The organism is Acidianus sp. HS-5, assembly GCF_021655615.1.
Taxonomy (GTDB): Archaea; Thermoproteota; Thermoprotei_A; order Sulfolobales; family Sulfolobaceae; genus Acidianus.
In genome coordinates this window covers 225,325-238,236 of record NZ_AP025245.1, presented here as the reverse complement: position 1 = coordinate 238,236, position 12,912 = coordinate 225,325, and the positions used below count along the sequence as shown (strand labels likewise).

Genomic DNA, 12,912 nt, shown 5'->3' with positions numbered 1-12,912 from the left:
TGAAGTAAATGGAAGAACTTCTACTTTCTTTAAAGTTAAAAGCCTTATATCCGCTCACTGGAGGGTATAATAAGCATAATATAAATGATTTTTATGAAGAGACGGTAAGACCTACAGAAATTAAGGGACTATGGAGATGGTGGAATAGAGTACTTTTCAATACTGTAACCTATGCAAAGCAAGATAAGCTCTATACTTACGACTCCATCGATAGAGTTTTTGAGGATATTTTTGGTAGCGAAAACAAGAAATCTTCTATCAGACTGGAGGTGCTATCTGAGGAAGAGGAGAAAGAATTTAATATTGAGATTGAGAATGACGATAAAATTATAGATTTTATAAAGAATAATTTACATTATAAGAAAAATTCGATATTTATAACTATTTTATATGCTAGAGATAGAGAGATTAAACTTTGTCTAGAAATTGGAAATTCGTGGAAGAATTCGAAAAAAATTCCGTTATTTGTACACATTGACGATAGATGGAAATCGATAAATCCAGAAATAATAAACAGAAACAAGTTATTGGATTTTGAGGCATTAGAATTCAGAAAAATTAAATTGAAAGAAAAGACTAGTAATAATAATGTGATAAGATTTCTTCTATATCAACTTGTTAAGAATTATATTCAAGAACTATATATAAAACCTTCAATTGAATTTGTCTTAAATATATATTTGGACAAAAATAGAAGTAATGATATAGAATTTGAAAATAAGTTGAAATTCACACTGCATAGTCTTTTTGTCTTTTTATTATTAGGCGGCATTGGAAGGAAGACAAGTAGAGGTTTCGGAAGTTTATCAATATTAAATGTCGAGTGCTATAACGAACTATGTAATTTCATAGAGCAGAATATAAGGAATTTAAGCCAGAATATTGCACAAAAAGGACTTACAAATGTAGTTAGAAATATGATTAAAGGGTATATAGATACATTATCTAATTATGTGATATCATGGAGTAATGAAATGGAACGGCTTAATTGCGATGAGAATAATTTTGTATATTATTTACATACTAATGATTTTAACGCAAACATGAGAATCTATAGTGTTTCACAAGAACAGAAATTGCTTGATATTATGGCTAATATAGCAGATTTGATTAGTATAAACGATCGAAATATTAAGTCATCAAGTAATATAGAAAAAAGAGCATTTCTTCTAGCTCTTTGCGGAAATAGGAAAATGAATATTAGTAACGACTTAAATAAAGAACTATGCGGCATTTATATTAAACCAGATTATATGAGATTAATTATAAATAGTAAAAATAGAAGACCGTCCAATCTAAGAGTTAAAATTCTTCAGGTGGCTGGGAATTATTATTTAATATTTTATATACTTAACTCGAACTACTTGAAATCCAATATTTATTTTATAAATCTCTTAAAAAAATATTTTAAAGTAAGTGATAGATAATGCAGATTAATCAATATTTAATCAAAATATTAGAGTTTCTTGATAATGAAGAGAATAAAGTCAGTTTAAATAAGAATATTAATTTATTTTCATTCTTAAGCACTACAAGCATAATATTTAATATGCTTAATGTATTTATGTCAGAAAACTCCTATAATTCATTTTTAGAAAAATATTCAATAATAGACTGTGATATAAAGCATAAGAAAGCCCTTATGAAAAGGAAGATAGCAGAATCAATCTCAAAGTACTTAGACAAAGAGTTATTGAAACAGGCAAACGCTTACACTGATAATTTAAAGTCTATGCTGAAAAAATTACACTATACTATTATAGATGTTAAAATTATAACGAGAACTAAAATGCTTGTTGGAGTCTCAACTTCCTTAGGTAAGTTGGTATTTGAGTCTGGGATTTCCTTTGATCCATATATGAATTTGCCTTACATACCCGCTTCTGAGATTAAAGGAATTATAAGGAGTTATATTGAAGATAAATTAGGTGAACAAGAAGCTAAGGAAATTTTCGGTGATACGGAAAGAGAAGGAAGTATAAACTTTACAGACGCTTATCCAGTAAGGGCTGAGAATTTTGTGTTTGTACCAGACGTAATTACACCTCATTATAGTAAGAAGAAGTCTGAGGCTGACGCAGAACCAACGCCGATTATACATTTAACAATAGCTCCTAAGGTCACGTTTAGATTCTTAATTTACTATAAAAGAGAAGACGTGGGAAAGCCGGTTTGTGATACATTACCAATAGTTGTGATAAAGGGTTTAGGAGCTAGATCTTCTGTTGGATATTCATTATTTGAGTTAACTGGGTTAGAAGTGGTGAGATAAAAATGAGTAGGAGACAAATTACCATAAAAGATTTCGTGCTACATAAAATTAAAGCGCTATTACACGATCCGCCAAATAAACCAGCAGTAATAAGCTGGAATCCCCAAGCACCTTCGGGTAAGACTAGACGCAAACATGAGACTGAAGCAAAAAATTTGGCAATAAAACTTTTTAACAATACTAATATTCAATCTACTGAATTTAATAAAATTAGAGATTCTAAAATCAAGAAAGCTGATAGTTTAGCATCTTCAATCGATAGATATTTAGGCAGTATTACGTATGGAAATAGTAGTCTATTCCCTGAAAATAATATATTTTTAAAAAATATATTACAACCAAGTCTTTATGTAGATGGTAAGTATAAACTATCAGACTTTCCTTTATTTAGTAAGAGTAATCCCAGCATCCCCTTAAATCGTAATTTAGCAAGAAATTATATATCTATACTAAATAGACATATCACAACACTACAAAATAACGTAACGTTATTATATCAACTGTTTTATCTTGAGTACGAACTTCAATGGATTAACGAGAATTTACCGGTCGGGCCAGCAGATACTAGGAATCCTACTCACAATATTTTTGATCATTTGTACGCAACTGCAGCTATGATGAATTGGATATTAACATTTAGTGAAGATTGTGGAAGTAAAAGAAAAGGTTATCTACTAGGTATAGATACTGTAGGTGTTGCAGACTTCATAAGTAAGGGAAGAAAGACTAGGGATATTTGGATTTCAAGCTACCTAGTCTCAGCACTTTTATGGTACGTCATTACAAACTTCATAGAGGAATATGGTCCTGACGTTGTTCTCTTCCCATCTCTGAGATTTAATCAGTTTTATGCATTTTACCTCCTGGAAAAATTAAGGAAAGAAGAATTAGACGATGAAGTGATAAACGAAGTTGAACAGCTAGTAATTAAATATATATTTAATGGCGATGAACTCTTCAAAAAATTGAAAATTCCTCCGTATCCCATAATTCCCGGTAGGGTTACGTTTATCTTGCCTGGGTTTAAGAAAGACGGGGATCAATATTATTCCCTTTCAGATGATAACTACTTCATTTTGAAGGTAAAAGAGAGATATAATAAGGGCTGGAAGAGGCTAATTCAAACTTTAAGGATATATTCTGAAAAGAAAAGAGATGATAGTTTTTGGAATCTAGTATGTAACGTACTAAATAGGGCTGAAGAGTTATTACTTACTTCTCCTTTAAAGATTCGTGTAAGGCAGGTTAGCGTAGAGAAAAGCGAGATGTTTGAAAGTTCATCAAAATTAAGGTCTGATGCGTGGAAAGTTTACGATAGGAAATATCGGAAGCTAGTTAGTGAGTTTAAGAAGGATAAGTTGATTAAGGTTACACCAGAGTCTCATTTAAAGTTATTTGAGTTAACAAGGGATGGTAAATTACCTCAATTTGGCGAGAAATCAAAGAGAGGCTATGAATTTTGTACTTCTTGCGGAGTTTTACCTGCAGTAGTTATAATGCCTTCAGAGGAGGAATTTGAGGGAAATGCGGTTAACTTGGGCTTAGCTAAAGATAAGGATGATGCAAAGAAGTTGAAGAAGCTTATTTCTCCAGGAGAGAGATTATGCCCTTGGTGTTTAGCAAAGAGAGCTTTAGGCGTAGAACCTAGATTGATAAGATCTTTACTTTTAGGCGATCTATACGACGTGAATGAACTAGTAGATAATATATTGCAACGTCAGATAGAAATGGAGGTTCCCTCTACTAGTGATATAGCGTCAATCAAGATATTCGAGGAATTAATACAAAATGCTGATGAAATATGCACTGACGAAGGACAGGAACTTTGTAAAGAAGGTAAGAAGGAAAAAGTTTCAATGTGGAATTGGTTTAATAATAATTATCCTTTATCTTCAATAGACATAAGTATAAATCCAGAGGATCACTGGTTCAGTGAGGCTAGAAGAAAGGATTATATTTCAATATTCAAACATATTGGAACATCATTTCCTTCACCTTATTACGCATTAGTTAGAGCCGATAGTGACTATTTAGGTGACTTATTAGAGGGTAAATTAACACCTTACTTAGCAGGTATAATAGATTCTGGAGATTATGCAAATATAAGTGATAAGAAAGATATTGTAGATAAGGTTCTTGGAGATTATTTGATAAATGCTGGAAGTAAGTCGATAGTAAATTATGTAAAGAGCGTAATGGAATGTATAGAATTTCAAAAAACAAGAGATAATCATAATTGTAAAATGTATCCATGCATCGAGAAAATATATCTTAATGAAGTTTATAAAATTAAAATGAGAAAACACTCCTATTCCAATAGATTTAACGAAAAAAATTATATACAAGAAGTTAATAAGTCGATTAAGTATTTTAATGAAATATTTAACGAGGATAGAATTATAGTTACTCCGGCTTGGCATGTAGCAATTTCATCTGCATTAAATAGAGGCTTACTTCTAGAATTGGAATTAGTAAATAAACACAAAGGTTTCGTAATTTATGCTGGTGGAGACGACTTATTGGTAATGTTACCGGTAGACGAGGTTTTAGCTTTCGTTAAGGAGAGTAGAAGAGCATTTGCCGGATATGGAAGCGGAAAAATAGGAAATATGTGCCTAGAAAACGGATTCGTTAAAATTGGCAATGCGTATTATCCTTCATTACCTATTGTTGGTAGATCCTACTCTGTTAGTATAGCTCATTATGCTGATCCTTTATCTACTGTCATAAACGATTCTTATAACCTCTTGGAAGAAGGCAAGGAAATGATAAGATATAAAATAAAATATAATACAGAGTTCAAATACATTAAGAAGGATGTTGCAATATTTAGATATCAAGGTTTAACTTCGGTTATCCCTTTATCGTTAAAGAGACCTATAGTTGACTCTGCAAATGACTTTAGTAACATAGCATCTATCCTAGATATAATATCTGAATTAAAGAGGAAAATTGATGAGGGTAAAATTTCAACATCTTTACTCTATGATTATGAGGATTATAAGGATTTAATCTTTGTGAGCTCGGAAAATGAGAAATCTGTCACTCAAGCTCTAATAGACTATTGGATAAAAAGCAATTCTCAGAGAGGAAATGACGAAATTATTTTTAATGAGGAATTGTATAACGTTAGATTAAAAGTTTCCAATTATATAATAAAAATTCCTCAAGACCTCATTTCTAACATTGTTTATACTCTTAGAATAATTTATGGAGGAAAAAATAATGATTAAGATTTCAATAAAAACTGTTGAACCTTTGATGTTAAGAAGTCAGGGTGAATTTGGACCGTTAATCACTGGTTCCCATAATTTTGCCCAATCGTTAATAATACCTAGGCCTTCAACTATTGCTGGAATGCTAGGCTCTTTAGCATATGACAATTTGAAAACTAATCTAAACAACGATTGGTTAGTGAAACTTAACCACTTATTAGGTAATTTAACGATTTACGGTACCTTAGTAGAAGTGAATGAGGACTACCTATTTCCTCTTAGATTGGATAATTTGTTCGCTTTGGTAGATCAAATGGATCTTTCTATTTTGTATAAAATGGATGAATTAGATGAAAAGCACGAGCGTTGGGAAAAAGAGATCTATGATTTATTTTATGAAAAGAATAAATTATTCGATATAATAGATTTCCAGAATAGGATAGGAATAAAGATAGATAAGAATACTAGGACAGTTAAGGAACATTACCTATATTCTGCAAGGTATGTGTCTTTTAAGAGCAATATAAATTATGTAATATTCATAGATGGCAATGATAATTTATTGGGAAAAATCAATGATGAATTTATGAATTTAGGAGGTGAAGGCAGAGTAGTAAAACTCAAAGTGATAGACGAATGTGTCCCAATTGATGCTAATACTGAATATTATCTTGCTCTGTCTCCGATTTTAATATCTGACGAGATCTTGGATGATTTTTTAGAAAAAGCTGATAAATATATCATAATGGGTAAAGTTGATAAAATTTCCTTGGGATTTGATATTGGAAATAAAAAAAGAAAAGAGATGTTAACTGCAATTCTTGAGGGTAGTGTGATTAAGAAGGAGCTTATTGATTTTCTCAATACAATTCAAAGCAAAACATCTTCTAACTATAAAATATATGAAAAAATAGGATATAATACTCTCACTTCTCTTTGTCAGTTAAGATTTAGGAGAAAGTAAAAAAGATTTTTAGCTTTAACACTTGTAACACTACTGATTCCATGAAGTTCTTATTAATTAAAAGAACGGAAAGCGCAAGACTATATGCTTTCTGACGTTCTTCAGTTTTTCTCAATAGAACTAAAGCTAACTTTTAATTCAACACAAGATTTAAAATTTTATTTTGCTTCTTCTAGCTTAAGACCTAAGAAATTTCAAACTAATCCACAAAGCACCGTTTTGAGAAGCTCCTGCTAGTATTTCTTCATATATTAAACTGGTTATAGTCTTTTTATTACAATTCATAATTCTAGATAGGATTTCCATTTTTGTTCATATAACTTACGATATTTTAAAAGCCTAGTATAGTCCAGGATTATGCTTGTGTCAAAAATTACACATTTGGCGTCACATAAGTTAACAAACTCGTCAACGTTCATTAACGATCTCTTCTAATCTCTTGGTATCAATATATTTATCCAAATCGTCTAATGATCTCGGTCTAATGCAAGGATACTTTTTGGAGTATACCACTTTAGTTATTGTAGAATCTATGACATGATCTGTTAACGTGCTCATTATTACGCCTGCTATAGTCCCAAGTAATTTATCATCGTCTGACTTACCTGGTGGACTGCCATTTGCTTCACCTATTATTCTCTCTACGACTAACTCCTCAACATCTTCCTCGCCTAACTTCTCACAAACAGATTTAGCAATTTTAATGCTCTCGTCGTCATTAGCTACATACCTAATGTTTATCTCCCCAACCCTTCTGTAACCCTTAGATATAATATATTTGGCAATATACTCATTCATAAATATACAGTCTAACCGTTAGGTAATAAGCTTTTTAGAGTAATTTTATCGACAATAGCTAAACGGAAGGACGAATATGCAACGCACAACCACATATGCAAACTGGTTAATCATGGATATCCTTTTGAACGGTGTTTCCCTAGACTAGCACCAATGAGTTAAAAGTGTCCGTGTATCTCTTAAGAGGTATGACCATGGTGGAATTAGAAGAGCAAGGATAAGTTACGCTATGGGTAAACACTGTTGGTATTTAAAGAATAGGTAGTGGGAGCCATTGACTAAGGATGGGCTTTGGGAATGTAAAATGGGAAAGTCTATGTAAATTTTCTGTATAAGTAATATTTTATCAAAATTTATTAACTCGGAAAATAAATTTCATGTTATGGTAGAGAAAGTATATCAACATCGCCTAGACAAATGCGAAGAATCTTTTAGAGCAGCACAAAAGTGCTTCATACAAATTATTCGCCTCAATCTCCTTATGTAAAGTTGATCATGAGAAAAAGCATTAAAATTGTAATAATATCTAATAGTAGTTTGTTTATAAATGACATACTATCACTATTACCTACAAAGAGTTTTGAAAATATGAATCGGAAACGTGAATCTGACACTTGCGAATTAGAATATTATGTAGGTTCTTATGAGGATACCATTAGATAGTGTATTAGGTATTGCAGGTTTTCAACAAGTAAAGTTTGAAAGTACAAAAAGTTTAGAAGAATTTGAGGAGTATGAAAAGTATAAATCTCAATATGTACGAGTAAAAGGAAAAAGAATAGTAGAAGGGTGTTTAGAGTCTGTATTATACATTTATTAGCTTTAATTAAGTTGTATTGTAGCATTTAAGAAATCAGCAAGCGAGCCCTTGTATAATAAAGCTTTTTAATAAAAGGGAAAAAGTAAATATTTGGGGTCAGGCTCCGTATAGCCCGGAATCATGTTCAAGTCTCAAGCCGTTCATCATTGCCCGACCCCAGCTCAAAAAACCTTTCAGTCATCTCTCTAATGATATAGCCATTATTTTAACCTATTATCGAGCACTTTTCATTGCTAAGCAACTATTATAGAGTTGATCAAGTTTGTTTATCTAATAGTTCTTGCTATACATTCTATTGAGGAAATATTTAATTATCACATTAAGATACATTTTTATAATGTTAACTTCTGCTGAAGACTTTAATGTTGATGAGTTAATATCCTATGATATAGACGATGAGAACTTGAGAAGGATATTAAAGGGTATGCACAACGCTTCACCTATCTCATTTGACACTTTTTGTGAAGAGTACGTCAAGTATGCAGATAAATTGGGAGGAGAGAACGAGACAGAAGATTTCCTTAGGAGTATAGACTATTTATTGTATTATAAAGAAAAATATTCATTAAATTGTAGTATAGATTATAAAAAGTTACTTGAAAAAATACTCAGCTCATACATTATTATGGAAATTTTCAAAATTTTAAATAATAGTATAACAATAATTTCAATATATATCCCAAAGATCCTAAAAGAAAAGGTTCTCCTATTTCCTACTAAGGCAGTGACAAGCATTGCATTTATCGATAGACTGGTCAATTCTAATATACCTTTCAATTTTATGGCGTATTTCAATTTTATAGTTAGTACGAATGATATTTTTAGCGGATTGGAATGCTTTATGGATGAGGCTAAAAGTAAGAAATACGGTAATCCGCACTATGCATTATTTCTTCTTATTTTGCTTCTTCATAGGTTTAATGAAAAGGGGTTTGGAGTTTACGCTACTTGTTGTGAAGGAGAATTTTGGATAGTTCTAGAGAATAGTTACAAAGATAAATACGAGGAAATTAAGAATGAATTCTCTTCAGAACCGTGGTATCCTTTCCTATTTTCTAGGATATTCTTCGCAGGAGATGTATGGAAAAAGCTTTCAAGTACAGATAGACTTAACGGCAGGGACTAAGTCTTTAAGTAGAATTTTAGCACACTCAACAACTTTTGATAGCATCTTACTATTAAACTCCAGGTCAATGTCTTGCGTCGTAGAAGATTGAATAAATGCAACTTGCTTCAATTTATTATTACTAATACTATATTTACATTGTGCATTACAATAATCTGAAGGCTTGCGAGGCTTACTAGTTTTGCAGAGGTATGTTATCACTAATTCTCCACTGGAGGAAAAAATTCTATCAGCTCCGAAATGATCAGCAATAATTCTCATCAAATAAATTAATTCAATATTAGCTATAATGTCTTCAGCGTTTTTTATGTTATTCTTGATTAGTATTTCGTGAAAATCTTTGATGACTTGACTCACTTATTCCTTTGCTTACACGTTTTCCATTACAGTTTATTATTCCTAGAAAGCCCTCATAACACTTGCCGAGTTCGTTTGCTATAAATATCATAATTTCCCAAGAAATACTTCTAATGCAACTTCTTACAATTTCTTCTTTAAGGCTTTGCAATTTGCTACATTCATCAATTATAGTTTGGACGTTATTTTGAGACATATTTAAAGTGATATTATAAGTACTAACTAAAAATATAACATCATTTGCCTTGTTCTCTCTAATTTTTATCAAAGTTAGTGCTTCTAGAAAGTTTATGGCTTTAGACAAAGGATGCAATACTAAATCATGATCAAGAACTTTTCCAAAACACTAGTGAAACTTACCTTTACATGCTTGAATTAATGAGCTTAACATCTAAGAAAAGTAGGCAAAAAAGGCAGATGTTATTGCCTTATTAATATTAACGGAAATAGGATAGTACCATTTTGAGTACATGAACAAATGGTCAGGATAACAAATAAAGTATATTAATATATGAATGACAACTTATCTTATGGAGAAGCATACTCTAACAAAGCTTTTTTACAATCCTCTAGCAGACAACTGTAAATTTGAGAGTAGTCACTTTACTGGATACGAGGAGATAAGTAATTAGAGGTCATGAGATAGCTTATGGTTGATCCTTATTAGCGTACGCTTTTTATAAGTTATAGTAGGAGGTAAGAAAGAGTGATCTCAGATGTGCTATTGACCAATTAGCCTACCATTCATAAGCTTTTTAAATGCGTATAAGTAGATAAACTTATGAAAATATGGAACTTATGTATTGTAGAAAATCATTATATTATGCCTTACAAGGTAATAGACGCTTTAGTAAATTGTTAGGCGATAAATTATGGATAATTTGTTACCTTTAGTCGACCTAGATATAGATGACCACTATATAAATCCCTTATTAAAAATTATGCTGCAGAAAGAGCGTCTCTTACGGGAGAATACTGGACTATTTCTGTCCAGGTTTTCCTATTTAAGCCCTAGCCAACAGTTGAGAGTATTGGACCTACCTATTTTTTAAATCTAATAGAAGAATCCCAATTCCTAAAGTTCTGTGCTCGCTTAAAGACGTCTTGTACTCAATAACTATAATCTCATTAAATCCTAGCGTACTTAAGTCGTATGAGGAAACTGGGATATGCGATGAGAAGCTTAAGATTCTGAGAAAATTCATGAATAGTGTTGAAGACATGGTAGACTCTAAGTTGGTTGACTTCATGAGGAAGAGCGTCAGTGAGAATGGATTAGAAGAGGCACATTTGGATTTGGTTATGCTTTTAGAGTTCGCATTAAGGCTTAGGAAAGAAGGATATCATGCTAGGTTAGCTTACTTTTACGGAGAATTATTGTTAGATACTGATGCGGACTTTTTGGCTAGGCTTAAGATTAGGGATAAGATAGTGGATGAATATAAAAGTTATGGCATAGACGTTTCAAAAGAAGCTGACTATGTTTTCGGAATTATTGATTCTAAGGAGGGGTTAGTAGACTATCTAAGGAAATTAAAGCTTGCTTAGCAGGGCTATGTATTTTTCAGTTTCCTCCAAAATATTCACTAACGCTAACCTGGATAGTATAAATTTATACTTATTACATCAACTATTCTAAGTAACTTTTTAGATAATAATTATGAAAACTTCAATTAACAAGCCTTTTATTATCATAATAAAAATGAAGTCTTTAGTTTAATGTACATACTGATATTTAGGAAATTTTAGATCTATATCGAGTCTTGTTATGTTATAAAATTTAATACTTAACCAATAGAGATGTGCATATGACTGAAAGTTTATGCAATTGGATTCTCTTTGTGCTTAATCGTGCCAATGAGCTGAGAAAGAGTATTAATAAGGTTAAGCTGCAGAAGATTCTGTTTCTTATAAAGAACGAGTTAGGTCTTGACATTCCTGCAAATTTTAAGCCTTATAAATTTGGTCCTTACTCTGTAGATATAGATAAGGCTTTAAATAAACTCGAAAAAGAGAAATTAGTTGAAATTGAATTATTACCTAATTCCAGTAAAAAGGATAACATAGATTCTGATTATAAATACGTTATTAAACCTCTTAAGGATTCTAAAATAACAATGAAAGGTGATGATTTAAATTATATTGATAGGCTAATAAGAATGTCTACTGAGGATTTGTTAGCGTATGTTTATATAAAATTTCCTCAATACACTAGAAGATATATTTATCTTAAGAAGATTTACTAAAGTATTCTTTATAAATTTCAAATCTTTTCAATCTTTCAAGATTATCATTAATATATCCACTTATTTCAAGAAAAGATTTTATAGAGATTATTATAACCCATACAGAGAGATATAGCAAAGAGAACATGTCCGCACAAATACAAATTAACTTTACAAGAATTAGTGTATAGAGTACTGCAAATATAATGAATAAAATACACGATAAATAAGAGAACTTCTTTGAATTATAGCTTTTTGTTGATCTATACATAGCTATTATCAAACTGGAAAAAACGTATAGAATAGGATATGATATCAATATATAAAATATATGAGAAATATTTTGTGATATAATAAAAATAATTAAATATATCGATAACACTAGAAATGTAATAAATATCAGTAAGTAATGAATGAAAAGTTTCCTAAATTTTTCCATAGTATAAGAGGGATATACAATAAATGCCTTATCTATCTCTAGAGAAGTTATAAAATAGTCTATTTTTTGTAGTAAAACATCTTTGGACTTGAATTCTTCTCCAAATGGATTAAGCAATTTCTTAGCAGAGCATTTTAGAGTTTTCAGAAATATAGTATATTTTCTTTTAATATCCATATCTAAAGCATAATTTTTTATGTCCTCAGGTAGGTCAATTACGCAACTAAGTAGCAAATATCTGTTTAAACAAGCGGAATAATCTTTAGTTTTCTCATCCAATTTAAATAACAGTTTTGCAAGCCTGTCTATTTGCAGATCTATATTTTGTAACGCAAAACGTTTATCGATAAGTTTACTTATATCAGAAATTTTATTTAAAATCGAATATAATATTTCTCTATACAGTATAGTAAATGCCGTGGTTGCTATAAAAATTATTAAGGAGGCGATAGCAGGTGAATAAAGTGTACACATAGCACTTACCTATATAGATAATGATTTTTAAAGATATTTAGTAAAAGATTAGCGCGTAATCGACCACTTACCAAGATACAAGATATTACATAATGTCACTTAATGACGTTAGTATGCTACTATGAAACGCATAAGAGCTTTTATAGAGCATTCTTTGTATAATAAAACTTTTTAACACAAGAGGAGAAAATAAACATGTAAGGTCGAGCTTCGTATAGTCCT

General features: G+C 30.9%; 10 protein-coding genes. 8 read left to right on the top strand and 2 right to left on the bottom strand.

All coding sequences use genetic code 11. From position 1 onward, the window contains the following. Positions 1-8 precede the first annotated feature (8 nt). From cmr1 to cmr3, 4 genes are read left to right on the top strand one after another with little or no spacing between them, the layout of a single operon-like run. Entirely contained in the window at positions 9-1,427 is a 1,419-nt protein-coding gene (cmr1, locus tag HS5_RS01320; RefSeq protein WP_236752287.1) for a type III-B CRISPR module RAMP protein Cmr1, read from the top strand. Continuing rightward, complete coding sequence (gene cmr6 / locus HS5_RS01315; protein WP_236752286.1) at positions 1,427-2,272, top strand: type III-B CRISPR module RAMP protein Cmr6; 846 nt, start codon at positions 1,427-1,429, stop codon at positions 2,270-2,272. Before cmr1 ends, cmr6 begins: the two co-directional genes overlap by 1 nt. Positions 2,273-2,274: 2 nt before the next feature. After that, entirely contained in the window at positions 2,275-5,505 is a 3,231-nt protein-coding gene (gene cas10 / locus HS5_RS01310; RefSeq protein WP_236752285.1) for a type III-B CRISPR-associated protein Cas10/Cmr2, read from the top strand. Then, on the top strand, positions 5,483-6,451 hold the full coding sequence (gene cmr3, locus HS5_RS01305) for a type III-B CRISPR module-associated protein Cmr3 (RefSeq protein ID WP_236752284.1): 969 nt from the start codon (positions 5,483-5,485) through the stop codon (positions 6,449-6,451). Before cas10 ends, cmr3 begins: the two co-directional genes overlap by 23 nt. A gap of 408 nt (positions 6,452-6,859) precedes the next feature. On the opposite strand, the gene HS5_RS01300 is transcribed toward cmr3, so the two are convergent. Next, entirely contained in the window at positions 6,860-7,249 is a 390-nt protein-coding gene (locus HS5_RS01300; RefSeq protein WP_236752283.1) for a hypothetical protein, read from the bottom strand. A 643-nt stretch (positions 7,250-7,892) separates the two neighbouring features. On the opposite strand from HS5_RS01300, the gene HS5_RS01295 reads away from it, so the two are divergent. The 4 genes from HS5_RS01295 (at position 7,893) to HS5_RS01280 (ending at position 11,798) form a co-directional block, all read left to right on the top strand. Further along, positions 7,893-8,069: a hypothetical protein gene (locus HS5_RS01295; RefSeq protein ID WP_236752282.1), complete on the top strand. Its 177-nt coding sequence runs from the start codon at positions 7,893-7,895 to the stop codon at positions 8,067-8,069. A gap of 337 nt (positions 8,070-8,406) precedes the next feature. Continuing rightward, positions 8,407-9,195: a hypothetical protein gene (locus HS5_RS01290; protein WP_236752281.1), complete on the top strand. Its 789-nt coding sequence runs from the start codon at positions 8,407-8,409 to the stop codon at positions 9,193-9,195. Positions 9,196-10,656: 1,461 nt separating this feature from the next. Further along, positions 10,657-11,100 carry a hypothetical protein gene (locus HS5_RS01285; RefSeq protein WP_236752280.1) on the top strand — a complete coding sequence of 148 codons (444 nt, stop codon included), beginning with the start codon at positions 10,657-10,659 and terminating at the stop codon, positions 11,098-11,100. A gap of 260 nt (positions 11,101-11,360) precedes the next feature. Beyond that, entirely contained in the window at positions 11,361-11,798 is a 438-nt protein-coding gene (locus HS5_RS01280; protein ID WP_236752279.1) for a hypothetical protein, read from the top strand. On the opposite strand, the gene HS5_RS01275 is transcribed toward HS5_RS01280, so the two are convergent. Beyond that, positions 11,782-12,690 (bottom strand): hypothetical protein, encoded by a 909-nt coding sequence (locus tag HS5_RS01275; RefSeq protein WP_236752278.1) that lies wholly within the window; start codon positions 12,688-12,690, stop codon positions 11,782-11,784. The two genes, HS5_RS01280 and HS5_RS01275, sit on opposite strands and share 17 nt — an antisense overlap. Positions 12,691-12,912: the final 222 nt, after the last annotated feature.

Coding starts and splice junctions, on each gene's coding strand:
- cas10 (WP_236752285.1), top strand. CDS start 2,275: ATGAGTAGGAGACAAATTACCATAAAAGATTTCGTGCTACATAAAATT.
- HS5_RS01295 (WP_236752282.1), top strand. CDS start 7,893: ATGAGGATACCATTAGATAGTGTATTAGGTATTGCAGGTTTTCAACAA.
- HS5_RS01280 (WP_236752279.1), top strand. CDS start 11,361: ATGACTGAAAGTTTATGCAATTGGATTCTCTTTGTGCTTAATCGTGCC.
- HS5_RS01300 (WP_236752283.1), bottom strand. CDS start 7,249: ATGAATGAGTATATTGCCAAATATATTATATCTAAGGGTTACAGAAGG.
- cmr6 (WP_236752286.1), top strand. CDS start 1,427: ATGCAGATTAATCAATATTTAATCAAAATATTAGAGTTTCTTGATAAT.
- HS5_RS01275 (WP_236752278.1), bottom strand. CDS start 12,690: ATGTGTACACTTTATTCACCTGCTATCGCCTCCTTAATAATTTTTATA.
- cmr3 (WP_236752284.1), top strand. CDS start 5,483: ATGGAGGAAAAAATAATGATTAAGATTTCAATAAAAACTGTTGAACCT.
- HS5_RS01290 (WP_236752281.1), top strand. CDS start 8,407: ATGTTAACTTCTGCTGAAGACTTTAATGTTGATGAGTTAATATCCTAT.
- cmr1 (WP_236752287.1), top strand. CDS start 9: ATGGAAGAACTTCTACTTTCTTTAAAGTTAAAAGCCTTATATCCGCTC.